The following is a 15,256-nucleotide window of genomic DNA, read 5'->3' on the forward strand; positions in this document are numbered from 1 at the left end:
TTTTTATGAAAGGAGTAAACTTAAGCCTGTGGCTGAGTTACAACTTCTTTGTAGCCTTTAACTTCGATCTCTACGCGACGATCTGGTGCCAGGCAGTCGATCAGAGCAGCACGTGGTTTCACGTTGTCACAGGTGTTACCAGTAACTGGGTTTGCTTGGCCTTCACCGCGAGCGGTGATTTTGTCAGCAGGGATACCTTTAGAAACCAGGTAATCACGCACGCTGTCAGCACGACGCTGAGACAGAGCTAAGTTAGGTGCTGGTTGACCGATGCGGTCAGCAAAGCCCAGAACAACTACAGAACCGTCTTTAGGATCGATAGAGCTCAACTGAGAGTACAGTTGGTCCAGAGCTTGCTGGCCTTCTGGTTTCAGGTTTGACTTGTTGAAAGCGAACAACACGTCAGATTTCAGTGTGAAACGCTTAGTGTCAACTACTGGAGCTGGCGCTGGAGCTGGAGCAATTGGTGCTACTGCATCTTCCTGACCGAAACGGTAAGAAACACCTACACTCAACATACCGTTGTCTGGACGAGCACCAACGGTAGCACGGTCACCGATGTTGTTAATCCACTGGTATTCCATACGGGTTGCCCAGTTTTTAGTCCATGCGTATTCAGCACCCAACGCTACCAGTGGAGAAACACCGGTGTCGTGGTTGCTATTACGTACGCCACCGATAGAACCGTCAGCATCAGCACGCCAAACCATACCACCCAGACGAGTGTATACGTCCAAGTCTTGTGCAACTGGGTAGCTCAGTTTAGCTGCCAGTTGAACGCCTTGAGCTTTGAAAGCGCCATTGTTGGTGTCGCCTTTGTAAGGCATACGGCCAAGCCAGTCGTATCCCATCTCAAAGCCCAGATATTGGTTTGCTTGGTAACCCAAGAACGCACCAGCACCCAATTGGTCTTTATGAGTTGGGCCATCATTGTTAATGATAGAACCAGAATTTTGGTACTGGGACCAACCCAGTTTACCACCGGTGTACCAGGTGTTATCTTTCGGTGCGGCTTGCGCTACTGTAGCGAAACCTGCCAGTGCCACTGCTAATGCGATAGCTGTCTTTTTCATTTTACGCCTCGTTATCATCCAAATAGGCAATGAGCTTTTAATAGCTAAGCCCTTGGTTAAAATTCTTCGTCAAGGTTTTAACGCTCCCGTTAATCACGCTGCCAGTATAATTTGGCGTTTTAGAGCAACCTTGGCGATGTAAAGTCTACAACGTGGCGCGAAAGTTACAAGTGTGATGTGATAAACCGCCTGAAAAAAAAAGCAGAATTATACATAATGTTTAACGATTTAGCGGTAAAAATGGTGGTTTTCTATACCTTGTTTTTCATCGGAAGCCGCATTCCGACTCGCTTTATGGGGGTTTAGCAGGACTAAGCCCTAAATATTGTAATTTTTCATGGGATAAATCCTAAATTTACTTAATGATACAAAGAAGAATGAATTTTTAACGTTGCGCACTGTCCTTGGTGCAGTTTTGTGTCATCTAACGGATGCATAATAAAGCCGTAAGCGTTGCCTAATTTTGCAGCTAAACGTAACCTAATGCGGTCATCTTCTGATAGCTCAGGCAGCCACCCTAACACCACACTATAATTTCCTGTCAGTAATGCTTTTTCCATCGCCTCAACGGTCGACAATGGATTGATTTGGCTTAGCTGTACGACTTTATTTATAGGCAAACCTGATTGCTGTAGCCACCGACGACATAATTTCTTATGGGGCGTCAGCCATAAAAGCCAGCGGGATTGTTTACCCAGTTGTTGCAGTAAAGGAAGCAGTAATTGGGCCACCGCTGGTTGGTTCTCGCTGTATACAAGTTCACTGATAAGACCGCTGTCCGCCGGTGCATCGACTCTTTCCGGTGAGTGGCTGGTAATAAGAGACTGATGATTAGCATGATAAGGTTTTAGTGATTGAGTACGCATTGTGAACCTCGCTTGCGGTGTGCTGTATGTATATACAGTAGTCACTGTTTAAGTGAAGATCAACTAAATTTTTACAAGACGCTTCGCATAATTGTGATGAAAATAGGTGTAAATCCATTTTGTGTTTGGCTCAGAATTCTATATTGCGTATTTTTTAATTAGTTGTTCCTCTTACACTTATGGTTAGTCGATAGGGATGTTGGATCAGATTTTTACTAAAGGAATAGTCATGAAGAATAATTCAGAAAAAAGGATCACTCAGGCGAAGATTCGTTTTGATTTTTTAGGTCAGATAACCGCACGCTCACAATTTGGCGGCTATGGTCTGTTGGTTAACGGCGTTATGTTTGCGGTAATTTCTGAGGGTGAAATGTATTTACGCGCTAATAATGAGGTGGAAAGCCTGTTTCGCGCCAAAGGGATGGTTAACTTTGTCTATGCTAAACGCGGGGTGCCGGTGCTGCTGCGTTACTACTGGGTTGATCCAGCATTGTGGGGTGAAGAGCTGACTTTAAACAGCTTTGTCAGGCAGGCTTATCAAGGGGCCAAGGCTGAACTTTTAATTAAGAAAGGCCCAGTCGTTCGGTTGAAAGATTTACCGAACCTCAGTGCCAGCCTTGAGCGACTACTGTGGAAAGTGGGGATTAAGAATGCGGCCGAATTAAGGCTTGAAGGTGCTAAACGTTGTTATCTGAAGTTGCGTGCGCTGAGGCATTCTCTTGGCATTAATGTCTTATTAGCGTTGGCTGGGGCGATTAGCGGTTACCACTACGCAGCACTACCGGTAATGATTCGCAGTGAGCTGACCGAATGGTTTGAACAGCATTTTCGGCCAGCTAAAGACTCAAAATACGAAATATCCTAACGGGACAGAGAATATTTAGTCTGCCTGACTAATCTGTTTATTCAACTCGCTGAGTTCCGGTAATAGTTCAAGCAATAAGCCTATTTGTTGTAAAACCAGTTGGTCTTTGCTTTCCGGATCTGGATTGCACTGCTGCAGCCGGGTGGATAAGCGTGATAATACGTGAGACATATTTTCACGGTCAGGCTGCTGTTGTTCAAGAGTTCCTTCGACATAACAAATGGCATCATTGAGTAAATTTAGTGTGATGGAATTGGTCAGTTTTTCGCGATGAGCTCCCAGAGCAGAGATATAGCTCAACATAGTGTGATTTAGACACAGTAAGCGGAATGCCGCCTCCTGAGTTTCTTTATCATTTTTGGGTTCTGCTGACATATTTGAAATAACTGAAGCCAGCTCTGCATCGCAATTATGTGCATCCCGGCGTGCGATACGATAGGGCAGGCTATTATCCTTGCCTTGATAGTATTGCACCAGGATGGCATCGAGATAACGGCAGTTGGCGTTAAATGTTTTATGTACCACGGCCGGCAGTTGGCGAAACTTCCAATCCGGCCAAATAAAGCTGACAGCGACCCAGGCTATGGCACAGCCCAATAAGGTATCGAATACGCGTGGTGCGGCGACCTCAAACCCTTCTCCCAGCAGGTTAAAACATAATAAGACCAGCAGGGTAATAAACATGGTGGCGTGGGCATACTGGACATTGCGGAAAGCAAAGAACAAAACACCGGTAATGACTATCAGGAGTAATTGTCCTTCAATCGAAGGGACAAAATAAAGAATCGGCAGGCCAGCCAATATTCCTGCCAAGGTGCCGATGATGCGCAGCGCAAGGCGGCGGCGTGTTGCGTTATAGTTCGGTTGGCAGACAAAAAGGCTGGTTAGCAGAATCCAGTAACCATGCCGCATCCCGGTAAATTGAATAAATGCATATCCTACACACAGGACTACCGACATCCGTACCGCATGACGAAATAGAGCCGATTGTGGTGTCAGATGGCGGCTGATGCGCAGCTTGATATCACTCCAGCCGGTGATGTGGTCATCGGACAGGCGATTTTCGGGTTGTGGCCCCTTAGCCAATACTTGCTCTGATTCGATCCCCGCTAGCTGGGCATCAATGGCACGTAAGTTTTTTAGTAAGTGAGAGAGTGCTTTGACCTGCGGGCTATTTTCATTTTGCACCAATGTTCTTGCCAGTGCCGCATCTAAGAATGTAAATACTCGTTCGAAGTGCGGGTCATGCTGATATTTCTGCCGCATCAGGATTGACTGCGAAAGTTGCATACAGGCTCTGGCCTGCATACTCAATAAACGCTGGAAGCGGAATAGCACGTCACTGTAGCGGAATTTCTCGCGTAACACCTGATATTGCACATGCGATGAACTGGCTCGTTCATGAATGTCTTGTGCGACAAAATAGTAGTGCAGCGTTCGCCGGGTTTCGCGTTGGCCGCGATCGCCTTTTAACCGGGTCACAAGGGACGCTTTGGCCTGGTTTAATGTCGTCACTAAGGTGCTATTAGCCATTGCGACATTAATCAGAGGTTGATCGACACCCGATTCAATATCAGGGTCGAATAGGTTGGCTTTGGCTTCCAGATAATGCGCCAACTGCTGATAACAGCGCGCCAGATTATCCTGCAACGGGCGGATAGGAAAAATAAGATGTCCGCACAGCGTCAGCACGTTATACCAGACCGCGCCCAGTATCAGTAATAACGGTTGTTGGTACCAGATGTGGTACATTGAGGTTCCCAACATGGTGTAGATGGCGATGAGCAATGCACCGAAAGCGATGGTTGCATAGCGTTGCCCCAATGCCCCCAGCAGAATGAAAACGCAGGTGGAGCAGGTCAGGCCAACAGCAAAAAACCACGGATAAGGAAATAACAACTCGATGGACGCGGAAGCGATAAAAAAGCAAATTAACGTAATAAATAAGTTACGCAACCGCCCAGCCAGCCGGTCATCGAGATCAGTCAGCGCCGCAGCGACGACCCCCAGCGTTAAGGGGATCGTCAGCTTTGGTTGTTCAATCCACCACGGAACCGCCGTTACTCCCACCAATGCAATAAAAATACGGACATGATAAAGCAGGCTGCTATTGTAGACATAACGGCGTAAACCAGTGACGAAAGTGAGCACAAAAACCTCTAAAACTGAAAATTCAGCGTTGCTGATACTGGCGTTTGGCGTTAGCCATTCTCGCTTGTTGTGCCATTTCTACAGAAACAACACGGCGACCCACCGGCCATAAGGCGATGGCTGCGATTTTAAAATTGGCAATACCAACCGGAATTCCGATGATAGTTAGACATTGCACAATCCCTGTGGCGATATGAGATAAACACAGCCACCAACCAAACAGAATAAACCAGACGATATTGAGCAAAGAGCCGCCGGTTGTCAGCAGAGCATTACTTTTTTCGGGGTATAATTCATTGACATGGATCGCCTCATTACCATAAGGGAGAAATGACAGTTTGGTAATTTCCCAGCAAGAGCGGGTTAATGGTAAGGTGAAAATCAGAATGACGCTGACCACTGTGGCGACTAACCAGCCCAGTGTTGTGAAGAAACCACCTAAAACAAAATTAAGAATATTCAGTACAGTACGCATAGTGATTAATCTGCCTCGCTGAATAAAAAAACCGCAGTGCGGATGAGTGATAACCAAGGTTAACCATTTTACACGAATAACGTGGGTTAGTTTCCGTGGTCAACTATCGGATACCTGTTGTTTAAACTCAATTATTTTATTTACACTCTCTTATGTTATTTCAATTCACTTAATACGAGTTATGACGCAGATATGGAACTTAAAGCGACATCCTTTGGCAAACATCTGGCTCAGCACCCCTATAACCGGGTTCGCTTGCTCAATGCGGGGATCGAGGTCTGTGGTGATAAACATCAATATCTGATCCCCTTTAACCAACTGGTCAATATTCAATGTAAGCGCGGTATCGTCTGGGGCGAGTTAGAGTTTGAGCTGCCTGAGCAGCAGGTCGTGCGCTTGCATGGCACTGAATGGCAGGAGACTCTGCGTTTCTATCAGCATTTGGTGGGGATTTGGCAGCTATGGAGTGAGGAGATGAGCCAGGTTTGTGCAGCAGTTTTGCATAAACAAGTGGAATCAATTAAGCGGATTGAGCAACAAGATAAATGGTTTAAACGCAGTGAGCTGGGCCAATTGCAAGCGGCTATCCGAGAGGCGTTCGGGGCATTACCGTTGCCGGTGCAGCGGCTAACGGAATTTGAATCTTGTCGGGCGGATTACGAACAGTGCTTGCGCTGGTTGCAGCAAGGCAACCGAAGCGTTGAGCGGCGTAATCAGTTGTGGGCTGATCGTGTGCTGGTGGAGTATCAGGACTTCTTCCAGCAGGTAGAAACATCACCACTTAATGAATCGCAGCGTCGGGCGGTGGTGAACGGTGAAGATTCGGTATTGGTGCTGGCAGGTGCCGGGAGCGGTAAGACATCTGTGCTAGTGGCCCGAGCTGGTTGGTTGCTACGCCGTAATGAGGCTCTCCCTGAACAAATCTTATTATTGGCCTTCGGCCGCCAGGCGGCGGATGAAATGAATAGCCGCATTAAGCAACGTTTGGCCGTTGATGATATTCAAGCCAAAACTTTCCATGCATTAGCATTGCAGATAATTCAGCAAGGTAGCCGCAAAACACCGGTGATAAGCAAACTGGAGTCTGATAGTCAGGCCAGAAGGTCGCTGCTGATTACACATTGGCAGCAGCAATGTAGCGAGAAGAAAGCACAAGCCAAGGGCTGGCGTGAATGGCTCACCGATGAGTTGGAGTGGGAGATAGACGAGGGCAATTTCTGGCAGGATAAGCGCCTGGCGGCCAGATTGGCAGGGCGATTGGAGCGCTGGCTTGGGCTGATGCGGATGCACGGGGGGAGCCAGGCAGAAATGATTGAACAGGCTGATGATGAAGTGCGTGACCTGTTCCAGAAACGTATCCGGCTGATGGCACCGCTATTAAAAGCATGGAAAGCCGCGCTTAAAGAAGAGGGTGCGGTTGATTTCTCCGGGCTGATACATCAAGCGGTTAACCTGTTGGAAAAAGGGCGTTTTGTCAGCCCGTGGAAGCATATTTTAGTGGATGAGTTTCAGGATATCTCGCCACAGCGCGCAATGTTACTTGCGGCATTGCGCAAGCAAAACAAACAAACGAGCCTGTTTGTCGTGGGCGATGATTGGCAAGCGATTTACCGTTTCAGCGGCGCAGAGCTTTCGCTAACCACCTCTTTTAGTGAGAATTTTGGTGAGAGTGCCGAATGTGCCTTAGATACCACTTATCGCTTTAATGACAGAATTGGTGATATTGCCAACCGGTTTATTCAGCAAAACCCCTATCAACTGAAAAAACCGCTTAACAGCCTGAGCAAAGGCAGTAAAAAGTCAGTGGTTGTCTTGCCGCATGAACAGCTTGAAGCGTTGCTGGATAAGCTGAGTGGTTTTGTTAAAGATGACGAACGTATCCTGATTTTGGCGCGTTATCATCACTTACGGCCAGAAATCCTGCAAAAAGCAGCGACACGTTGGCCGAAATTAGCTATTGATTTTATGACTATTCATGCCAGTAAAGGGCAGCAGGCAGATTATGTGATTATTGCCGGGTTACATGAAGGGAGTGATGGATTCCCGGCTGTAGCGCGCGAATCCGTATTGGAGGAGGTGCTGCTACCTGCCCCAGAGGATTTCCCTGATGCCGAAGAGCGGCGTTTACTTTATGTTGCCATTACCCGTGCTCGGCATCAGGTGTGGTTACTGCAAGACACCCGGCGGCCATCGTGTTTTGTTGAGCAACTCAGTGAGTTGGGCGTTCCAGTTCAGCGTAAACCCTAGCAGCAATCACTTAACGGGTTGTTTCTGATGATAAAACCGGTGGTGGCGACCACCGGCAAGTGGCCTATTTCAATCTCTCTTGCAAGTAGCGCTCATAGTCAGGAATAGCAATGGTCACTTCCCCGCTAAATAGGGCGGAGCCAATCAAGAAGTCTGCGGTAGAGCGGTTGGTGGCAACCGGAATATTCCATACCGTTGCCAGTCGCAGCAAGGCTTTAACATCTGGGTCATGCGGGACTGCATTGAGTGGATCCCAGAAAAAAAATCAGCATATCGATCTTTTTCTCGGATATCAGTGCGCCCACCTCTTGATCCCCTCCCATCGGGCCGCTGAGCAAACAATGTACGTCAATACCCGTCGCTTTTTGTACCAGATTGCCGGTCGTGCCGGTGGCATAAAGTTCATGCCGTGATAATAGATCTTTATTTTCCATCACCCATTCAAGGAGTGATTTTTTGCAGTGATCGTGGGAAACAAGGGCAATATGCTTGCGTGCCGCAATAGTGCGGGTGGTGAATTCCATCAACATATCCTTCAGTGAGCGCGTAAGGTCTGCGGACAGATTACTGAAATGCGGATTTTGTGCATAGCGGTAACGCAAAAAAATGCGAGAGAGTTTGCATAACCTGATGATAAGGAAAGATACCTACATCATAGTTCAACGGTTTGTCACCTCCTGTACCGTAGGGTTTATGGAGTGTGCTGCGGTTCCTGATTACGTGATGGGTTTTTTTTAGTCCACAGCAGGAAACGTTGCTGTGTTTCTGGATCGGCTTGCAGGAACCAATATTGCAGCATCTGCTCTGCGATGTTTTCACCTTGTAGTGTCATTGATTTTGGTGAAGTGTTGGTGCCCGCAACGGCAATCGTAGTGCCAGGGACAGCACTCACCGGTGACGGTGGAATAGTGGCAAAAGCAGGCACTGAGGCAGTGTATTGCCCTACGTTATAGGTTGCCATCGCCATTTCGAGTGTCGGGGCTTTGTTAAGATCTTCCTGCTGTAAAATATCATGACGTACAGCAAGTGCGCGGCCATTATCGCCAATAAGCTGATATACCGGATTTTTTGAGAATTTATGCCCCTCTCGCTCGGTATCAATAACCGGTAATTTTATGGCAACGGAGCGTACATTGCGGGTATTGAATACCACGACTAAGGGCGGGGAGGTATAAAGCACTGTCGGTTCGGTTGGCAGTGGTTTTGCAACTTTGAACAAAATCTGGTGTTGACCACTGTTTAGCTCCAGACTGTCGGCACCTTTTAATAGGGAACCGGACATGTTTTTGCCATCGACGACTAACAAGTCAATTTCAGGCGCAAGTTTCAAGGTTGTCGCTATGGCTGAAGTACTACAGCAAACGGCCAGAATCCCCGCAACCACCAGACCAAATTTCATGCGTTACTCCTGAAGGTGATACTCACAATCGATATCAGACACAGCAGATTATGTGCCAAAGCACTTACTTTCGCCCACATTTATTTACATTTTGAAATGTTAGGTCTAAATCTATCAGCTTTACCTGATGAATTTTAAAGACAAAAAAGTAATCTAACAGTAATAATGTCTATAACTATTAAACCAAGTCAATTAGGCAGTATTTATCTTCATTATTTTACATGATGTACACTTTATCGATTGACTCAGATTGGTAGAGACGTCGAAAAACAGGTCGGACTCTTCATTTAGCGCATCAGAGGAACTCAAAAATGCACGATAAAGACATCGCTGACATTCTCCAACAAGTAAAAACCATTGCATTAGTGGGGGCCAGTGATAATCCATCGCGCCCGAGCTACGGTGTGATGGCTTACCTGCTCCAGCAGGGGTATCAGGTCACTCCTGTCAGCCCTAAATTAGCTGGAAAATCATTGCTGGGCCAGCAAGGTTATGCTGAATTAACCGATATTCCCCATCCGATCGATATGGTTGATGTATTTCGCAATGCAGACGCAGCGTATGGCGTTGCGCAAGATGCGATTGCCATCGGTGCTAACGTTCTCTGGTTACAAATTGGGGTGATTAATGAGTTGGCGGCAACGCTAGCGGCAGAGGCGGGGTTGAAAGTGGTGATGGATCGTTGTCCGAAGATTGAGCTACCGCGTTTGGGATTAGAAAAGGGGTGATATCCCGCGAACCCATATCATACTGATGATAAAAAACCCGGCTATGATTCAGAGCCGGGTTATTACGTATGGATATCAACGCTCAATTACGCAAACGTGGCGCTTGCAACTGATGGCGAATGGATGCTGCCAGTTCGTCTAATGAAGGTTGTTCCGGATGAGCATCTATATCTTCATAGGTTAACTGCGCTTCCGCCAGATAAGTGTGTATCGGCTGCCCTTCATCATCCTCAATAACCACATGATACCAAGGTGATAAACGCAGCGTTTCGTTATTCGCGACTTCATCTGGCTCCGGTGGCTCAAGAGAATATTCAGGATCGATATCAATCACCACACCCAGATAACCGTGCAGGCGGTGTCGGACCTGCTGCCCTATACCAAATTTGCTAGCGATCATGATAACCTCCCGAGGAACATTACTCTGACTTCTATATGAGGGCAGAGTAGGGCATTTCAAGTCACATTATCCGACATGCAAACCCTTTAAGATACAATCCTTCTGGATATGTCGCGATAACGGGGTGATCCGCTGCCTGACGGAACTGTTCTATGAATTGTATATCATGGCCTGCATCTAATGCGGCATCGGCTAAAATTTTCTGGAATAAATCTGTTGGCATCAAACCAGAACAAGAGAAACTGAGCAGAATACCGCCCGGACGCAGAAGTTGAATAGCTAACATGTTGATATCTTTATAGCCACGGCAGGCACTGGCCAATTGGCTTTTGTTCTCAACAAATTTCGGCGGGTCCATAATTATCATGTCAAACATTTCCCCTTGTGCGCGGTAGCTGCGCAGCAATTGGAACACATCATCACGAACAAACTCCGCTTTACTCAGGTCTAACTGATTTAACTCAATGTTTTTCTTCGCAATATCCAGTGCGGATTGTGATGTGTCAACACTGATAACCTGTTGACAATTCCCCATCAGAGCGGCAACGGCAAAGGCTCCGGTATAAGAGAAGCAGTTTAGTACGCGGCGGCCTTCAGCATAATTACGTGCGGCTAGTCGGCTGTCGCGTTGGTCTAAATAAAAGCCTGTTTTATGACCCTGCTGAATATCAACCAGTATTTGCATACCATTTTCGCTGATAGGTAGCAGCTCAGGCGGCATTTCACCGCAAACCGTCCCTTGAGTGAGCGGCAAGCCTTCTTTTTTGCGAACAGAGACATCTGAACGATCGTAAATCGAACATTCTGGGTAGCAATATTGTAACGCGCTGACCAGTGTTTCTCGCTGATACTCAGCGCCAGCAGACAGTAGCTGCAATACCAGGAAGTTCTGGAAGCGGTCAATGGTGATACCTGGCAGGCTGTCGGATTCACCGGCGATCAGGCGATAGCCATTCAGACCATCCCGTTTTGCCAGCCAGTCGCGCCAACGTTGTGCCTGTTGTAGACGGCGAATAAAAAAGTCGCGATCAATCATTTCATCTTGTTGGAACGTCCAGACGCGCGCTTGAATTTGTGATTCAGGCGAATAGGCGGCACGAGCCAGCCATTTCCCTTGGCTATCAAGGATATCAATGGTTTCACCGGAAAGTGCATCGCCTTCAAGACGTTCAACTGCACCAGAGAAAATCCACGGATGGCGACGAAGTAAGGATTTTTCACGTCCTTTGGCAAGAATCAGGCGTACTGTCATAATAAGGTGGCTGCCAGCTAGGTAAAAAAGAGCGGTATTGTCGGAGTATGTACCGGAAAATGCAAATTATCACGTTGATTGAGGTCTCAATATGCCAAAAGTATGCACTTGTGCGTATGTTTACGGTGTGGTCCAAGGCGTAGGATTTCGTTATAACACTCAGCGGCAGGCTCAAGAACTGGGCGTTACGGGCTATGCCAGAAATTGTGACGATGGCAGTGTAGAAGTTGTCGCTTGTGGTGAGCTGCAAGCGGTTGATGAATTAATCGCGTGGTTTAAACAAGGGGGGCCACGGGGGGCAAGAGTTGATCGCGTGTTGACCGAGCCTTATCCGCCCACTGAGTTTGATAAATTCAAAATTCGCTATTAATCCGGTTTAGCGTGTCACGGGCTAGATACATTTAACCGGTTTAGGTAATCCTGCAATTTTAGTCGCTTGCTTAGCCGGGCCTTGTGGGAATAAACGATAGAGATAGCGGCTATTACCTTTTTCTTCGCCATATTTCTGTGACATGGCTTTTACCAGCATCCTGATTGCAGGAGAGGTATTGAATTCCAAATAAAATGCGCGCACGAAACGCACCACTTCCCAGTGTGGTTCGGTGAGAATGATGCCTTCTTGCTCTGCCAGTAACGGAACCAGAGCTTCACTCCAGTCTGCACTGTTTTTTAAATAACCTTGCGCGTCGATCTCAATCGCCCGACCTTCAAACTCCAACATACAACCTCAATGATTCAGTCAATGAAACGGTGGTTAATTTAGCAAACATTTGCCTCTACCCCAAAGAAGTCTGTATTCCCGTGGTAAAACCTATAGTTTGAGTGTATCGGAGTGATGATAAATGCATCACTCGATAATCAGATGGTGGCTTTTTGGCCGATTAAACGCAAACATGCTTTACAAGCGGCAAGGCTGTGTTTATAGTTCGGCTCGTTGCGGAGGGGTGGCCGAGTGGCTGAAGGCAACGGTCTTGAAAACCGTCGACGGGAAACCGTTCGAGAGTTCGAATCTCTCCTCCTCCGCCATATCAAACCCTGGTCTCATGAAAAGACTGGGGTTTTTTGTTTGTATTTTTCTCGAGATGCTTTTGTCTTGGTTCAAGGTGGGTACAACAAATGCCATCACCACCGGTTGGCAATAATTTATCTGAATATGGAATAGATAGCAGTAATACGGGTTTCCATAGCAGCCTGTTTTACCTTTTATTCTCTGGTTTATAATATTCAATTTATTGAGGTAGAGGACGTAAGGAATTAAAGATAGTCACCCGCCGGATTGATAATAATATGATATACCTGCCTGCTTTCGGGGTAACGCTGATTACGTGAACTTTGATATATTATGTTGTGGTCTCCATTGCTGCGCTGGCATTTTTTAGGAGACGTTAAATTACAGGAGAAGTAATGACTTCTTATTACACGGTTAATTTTGTGCCATAGCCAGTATGATGATACTTTCAACCATATTATTTAATATTCCTCTAAATGGTAATAATATACGTGCTTTAAATGCCGTGATGATGGGGGTGTTAGTATGGATATCTTACTTTATTTTATCCACGCGTATTGCTGTTGTATTTCATAAGTAAATTAACGAGATACTGATGGTAATGAGCCGAGGTATGGTGACATGTAATCTGCTCAGGCAATAACGTGATTATCAAGATAGGTCGAAAAGTCTATGCCTGAGGTAAGTAGGCTTTGTCAAATCGTAGATGCTCTTAAGTATAGATTACCTCACACTTTAATCGAACACTGACTGGCCCCTTTAACGTTAGTAAATTTGTGATATAATATATATATCACACTCAACATAAGATATGTATAAATATGACCATTGCTATTTTTATTACCTACTCGGCTATTGCACTGAATGTTATTAGTGTCCTTGTTTTATTATTCGGCGTGGTTAAATGTATATTTTCATTTGTTAAGAATGAGTTTTCATCCAGAAAGTCACGACTGCAAGATATCCGAGTTGAGCTTGGTGGTTATATCTTATTGTCGCTAGAGATTCTGATACCGGCAGATATATTAAAAACGATTATAGAGCCTACCTATGAAGACTTGATCATTTTAGGTTCTATCGTTCTAATTCGAACAGTTTTATCGATATCACTTGCTAAAGAAATAAAATCAATTAGTGATGAAAGAAAAAATACTGACAGCTGATGAACGTAATGGGGGCTAGCATGAGTATATTCGCGACTGAAGCCAGACGCGAATATTAACGCTGAGAAGGAGCCGTGCTCCTCATGCCTTTTATTGACCGTGAAATGATTTCATCAGGCTGGTTCAGTTCTGACAAGCATGTTACGCATATCATTGCCACTGGGTGTCTGGTGGATACGCAGATCAAATTCGCTTGTCACTGCAAAAATATGGTCAAAGATATCCGCCTGAATGTTTTCATATTCCAGCCATGCAGTGGTATTAGTGAAAACATAAATTTCTAGTGGTAAGCCTTCTGGTGTTGGAGCCAACTGGCGCACCATTAGCGTCATATTCTGATGAATCCCCGGATGAGCCTGCAAATAAGCGACCAGATAGGCGCGTAAGGTGCCGACATTGGTCAGGCGGCGGCCATTGAGGGGCGAGTTTAGGTCAATGTCAATCTGCTGATTATAGTGTTTTAGTTCCTGAGTTTTTGCGCTGAGGTAACGCGATAGTAGCGGGTTGCGGTGCAGGCGTTGTTGTTCTTGTTCTGATAAGAAATGCACGCTGGTAATATCGATATTGATGCTGCGTTTAATGCGCCGGCCGCCGGATTCAGACATTGAGCGCCAGTTTTTGAAAGAGTCTGAAATCAGAGCATAAGTTGGAATGGTGGTGATGGTGTTGTCCCAATTTCGCACTTTTACTGTCGTCAGGCCAATATCGGTTACCGCGCCGTCAGCACCATATTTTGGCATCTCCAGCCAGTCGCCGATTTTTAGCATATTGTTAGCCGAAAGCTGAATCCCTGCGACCAGCCCCAGAATAGGGTCTTTAAAGACCAACATCAGTACCGCAGTCATTGCCCCTAAGCCGCTGAGCAGCAAGAGCGGGGATCTCCCCATTAATAATGAAACAATCATGATACCGACAAATATTGCGGCTACTAACTTCAGCCCCTGGAATATGCCGCGTAACGGTAATTGCTGAGTGATAGGGCTTTGGCGCAGTAGCGTCAGCAGCGTATCAAGTAATGAGAACAGTGCCAGTAGCGCGAAGGCCATAATCCATACTTGCGCCGCAGTCGCGATAACGGCCTGCGTCTGGCTGCCGTTTTGCAACCACAGCACGGCTTGAAGGTTGATGATTATCCCTTGCAGCAGCAGCGCCACACGTTGAAATAGCTTATGTTGGGTGATGGCTTGCTGCCAAATGCGTTGTGATTGCTGGCCACGATTCTGGAGGGGAGTTACCACCACTCGGTGCAGCACCAGGTGAATAACGACAGATATCAATAGAATCAAACCAATGACCAGCATCAGTGACACCACATCGCTGAATTCAAGACCCAACGTTGCCAACCATTGGCTTATTTGTTGTTGCACGACAAGCTCCTTTAAAACATGAGTCACTCGCCCATGACAGCGATGGCCCGATATAACTAAAGCCCCTTAGCCTAAAGGCAACAGGCCGTGATGTATGTCTGTTTACTCTTTTTTACATTATGAGTCGTATGAGCTACGACTGAATATGATTTAAATGGCGGTATTTGCCATTGTTATATTGGCTCCCGACGTTGTCGCTGATATTTTTTCGTCGCCACGTCCACCGCGTTTTTTGTGTGCGTAATCGGTGTGATGGGAGTG

Annotated in this window: 15 protein-coding genes, 1 tRNA gene and 1 pseudogene; 7 read left to right on the forward strand and 10 right to left on the reverse strand. The window is 46.4% G+C overall.

What is annotated here, in order from left to right; translation table 11 throughout:
• Positions 1-20: 20 nt before the first annotated feature.
• The gene (gene ompA, locus YALDO0001_RS03885; RefSeq protein WP_004700079.1) at positions 21-1,073 is read right to left on the reverse strand and encodes a porin OmpA; all 1,053 of its coding nucleotides are present in this window, start codon (positions 1,071-1,073) and stop codon (positions 21-23) included.
• 359 nt (positions 1,074-1,432) lie between these two features.
• The gene (sulA, locus tag YALDO0001_RS03890) at positions 1,433-1,939 is read right to left on the reverse strand and encodes an SOS-induced cell division inhibitor SulA (RefSeq protein ID WP_004700083.1); all 507 of its coding nucleotides are present in this window, start codon (positions 1,937-1,939) and stop codon (positions 1,433-1,435) included.
• A 229-nt stretch (positions 1,940-2,168) separates the two neighbouring features.
• Here sulA and YALDO0001_RS03895 point away from each other — a divergent pair, with 229 nt between their 5' ends.
• Positions 2,169-2,804, forward strand: a complete 636-nt coding sequence (locus YALDO0001_RS03895) for a TfoX/Sxy family DNA transformation protein (protein WP_042839377.1) — start codon at positions 2,169-2,171, stop codon at positions 2,802-2,804.
• 15 nt (positions 2,805-2,819) lie between these two features.
• Here YALDO0001_RS03895 and yccS read toward each other — a convergent pair whose 3' ends face one another.
• The gene (gene yccS / locus YALDO0001_RS03900) at positions 2,820-4,955 is read right to left on the reverse strand and encodes a YccS family putative transporter (protein WP_004700087.1); all 2,136 of its coding nucleotides are present in this window, start codon (positions 4,953-4,955) and stop codon (positions 2,820-2,822) included.
• A 22-nt stretch (positions 4,956-4,977) separates the two neighbouring features.
• Positions 4,978-5,430 carry a YccF domain-containing protein gene (locus tag YALDO0001_RS03905; RefSeq protein ID WP_004700089.1) on the reverse strand — a complete coding sequence of 151 codons (453 nt, stop codon included), beginning with the start codon at positions 5,428-5,430 and terminating at the stop codon, positions 4,978-4,980.
• Positions 5,431-5,622: 192 nt separating this feature from the next.
• Here YALDO0001_RS03905 and helD point away from each other — a divergent pair, with 192 nt between their 5' ends.
• Positions 5,623-7,677 (forward strand): DNA helicase IV, encoded by a 2,055-nt coding sequence (gene helD / locus YALDO0001_RS03910; protein WP_004700091.1) that lies wholly within the window; start codon positions 5,623-5,625, stop codon positions 7,675-7,677.
• A 64-nt stretch (positions 7,678-7,741) separates the two neighbouring features.
• Here helD and YALDO0001_RS03915 read toward each other — a convergent pair.
• Together YALDO0001_RS03915 and YALDO0001_RS03920 are read right to left on the reverse strand one after the other, a co-directional pair.
• Positions 7,742-8,201, reverse strand: a pseudogene (locus YALDO0001_RS03915) (methylglyoxal synthase).
• Positions 8,202-8,368: 167 nt separating this feature from the next.
• Positions 8,369-9,076, reverse strand: a complete 708-nt coding sequence (locus YALDO0001_RS03920; RefSeq protein ID WP_004700097.1) for a DUF2057 family protein — start codon at positions 9,074-9,076, stop codon at positions 8,369-8,371.
• Between the two features lie 311 nt (positions 9,077-9,387).
• Between YALDO0001_RS03920 and YALDO0001_RS03925 the strand changes: the two genes are divergently transcribed.
• Positions 9,388-9,804: a CoA-binding protein gene (locus YALDO0001_RS03925; RefSeq protein ID WP_004700098.1), complete on the forward strand. Its 417-nt coding sequence runs from the start codon at positions 9,388-9,390 to the stop codon at positions 9,802-9,804.
• Between the two features lie 82 nt (positions 9,805-9,886).
• On the opposite strand, the gene hspQ is transcribed toward YALDO0001_RS03925, so the two are convergent.
• Entirely contained in the window at positions 9,887-10,204 is a 318-nt protein-coding gene (gene hspQ / locus YALDO0001_RS03930; RefSeq protein ID WP_004700100.1) for a heat shock protein HspQ, read from the reverse strand.
• Positions 10,205-10,265: 61 nt separating this feature from the next.
• On the reverse strand, positions 10,266-11,456 hold the full coding sequence (gene rlmI, locus YALDO0001_RS03935) for a 23S rRNA (cytosine(1962)-C(5))-methyltransferase RlmI (protein ID WP_004700101.1): 1,191 nt from the start codon (positions 11,454-11,456) through the stop codon (positions 10,266-10,268).
• A gap of 91 nt (positions 11,457-11,547) precedes the next feature.
• On the opposite strand from rlmI, the gene yccX reads away from it, so the two are divergent.
• On the forward strand, positions 11,548-11,826 hold the full coding sequence (gene yccX, locus YALDO0001_RS03940; RefSeq protein ID WP_042839378.1) for an acylphosphatase: 279 nt from the start codon (positions 11,548-11,550) through the stop codon (positions 11,824-11,826).
• A 21-nt stretch (positions 11,827-11,847) separates the two neighbouring features.
• Here yccX and tusE read toward each other — a convergent pair whose 3' ends face one another.
• On the reverse strand, positions 11,848-12,177 hold the full coding sequence (gene tusE, locus YALDO0001_RS03945; RefSeq protein WP_004700104.1) for a sulfurtransferase TusE: 330 nt from the start codon (positions 12,175-12,177) through the stop codon (positions 11,848-11,850).
• Positions 12,178-12,394: 217 nt separating this feature from the next.
• On the opposite strand from tusE, the gene YALDO0001_RS03950 reads away from it, so the two are divergent.
• The 3 genes from YALDO0001_RS03950 (at position 12,395) to YALDO0001_RS03955 (ending at position 13,628) form a co-directional block, all read left to right on the forward strand.
• Positions 12,395-12,482: transfer RNA gene (locus YALDO0001_RS03950), tRNA-Ser, on the forward strand.
• A gap of 422 nt (positions 12,483-12,904) precedes the next feature.
• On the forward strand, positions 12,905-13,045 hold the full coding sequence (locus tag YALDO0001_RS22320) for a DUF2569 family protein (protein WP_353933417.1): 141 nt from the start codon (positions 12,905-12,907) through the stop codon (positions 13,043-13,045).
• Positions 13,046-13,286: 241 nt separating this feature from the next.
• Positions 13,287-13,628: a DUF1622 domain-containing protein gene (locus YALDO0001_RS03955; RefSeq protein WP_004700107.1), complete on the forward strand. Its 342-nt coding sequence runs from the start codon at positions 13,287-13,289 to the stop codon at positions 13,626-13,628.
• A gap of 113 nt (positions 13,629-13,741) precedes the next feature.
• Here the strand turns inward: YALDO0001_RS03955 and YALDO0001_RS03960 are convergent, their stop codons facing one another.
• A complete protein-coding gene (locus tag YALDO0001_RS03960; protein ID WP_004700110.1) occupies positions 13,742-14,995 on the reverse strand; it encodes a mechanosensitive ion channel family protein in 1,254 nt (417 codons plus the stop codon).
• Positions 14,996-15,256: the final 261 nt, after the last annotated feature.

Origin of the sequence: Yersinia aldovae ATCC 35236 (assembly GCF_000173735.1) — a bacterium.
Taxonomy (GTDB): Bacteria; Pseudomonadota; Gammaproteobacteria; order Enterobacterales; family Enterobacteriaceae; genus Yersinia; species Yersinia aldovae.

What these genes read in the sequence shown, in the direction of transcription:
- ompA (WP_004700079.1), bottom strand. Translation starts at nt 1,073, where the DNA reads ATGAAAAAGACAGCTATCGCATTAGCAGTGGCACTGGCAGGTTTCGCT.
- sulA (WP_004700083.1), bottom strand. Translation starts at nt 1,939, where the DNA reads ATGCGTACTCAATCACTAAAACCTTATCATGCTAATCATCAGTCTCTT.
- YALDO0001_RS03895 (WP_042839377.1), top strand. Translation starts at nt 2,169, where the DNA reads ATGAAGAATAATTCAGAAAAAAGGATCACTCAGGCGAAGATTCGTTTT.
- YALDO0001_RS03905 (WP_004700089.1), bottom strand. Translation starts at nt 5,430, where the DNA reads ATGCGTACTGTACTGAATATTCTTAATTTTGTTTTAGGTGGTTTCTTC.
- helD (WP_004700091.1), top strand. Translation starts at nt 5,623, where the DNA reads ATGGAACTTAAAGCGACATCCTTTGGCAAACATCTGGCTCAGCACCCC.
- YALDO0001_RS03920 (WP_004700097.1), bottom strand. Translation starts at nt 9,076, where the DNA reads ATGAAATTTGGTCTGGTGGTTGCGGGGATTCTGGCCGTTTGCTGTAGT.
- YALDO0001_RS03925 (WP_004700098.1), top strand. Translation starts at nt 9,388, where the DNA reads ATGCACGATAAAGACATCGCTGACATTCTCCAACAAGTAAAAACCATT.
- hspQ (WP_004700100.1), bottom strand. Translation starts at nt 10,204, where the DNA reads ATGATCGCTAGCAAATTTGGTATAGGGCAGCAGGTCCGACACCGCCTG.
- rlmI (WP_004700101.1), bottom strand. Translation starts at nt 11,456, where the DNA reads ATGACAGTACGCCTGATTCTTGCCAAAGGACGTGAAAAATCCTTACTT.
- yccX (WP_042839378.1), top strand. Translation starts at nt 11,548, where the DNA reads ATGCCAAAAGTATGCACTTGTGCGTATGTTTACGGTGTGGTCCAAGGC.
- tusE (WP_004700104.1), bottom strand. Translation starts at nt 12,177, where the DNA reads ATGTTGGAGTTTGAAGGTCGGGCGATTGAGATCGACGCGCAAGGTTAT.
- YALDO0001_RS22320 (WP_353933417.1), top strand. Translation starts at nt 12,905, where the DNA reads ATGATACTTTCAACCATATTATTTAATATTCCTCTAAATGGTAATAAT.
- YALDO0001_RS03955 (WP_004700107.1), top strand. Translation starts at nt 13,287, where the DNA reads ATGACCATTGCTATTTTTATTACCTACTCGGCTATTGCACTGAATGTT.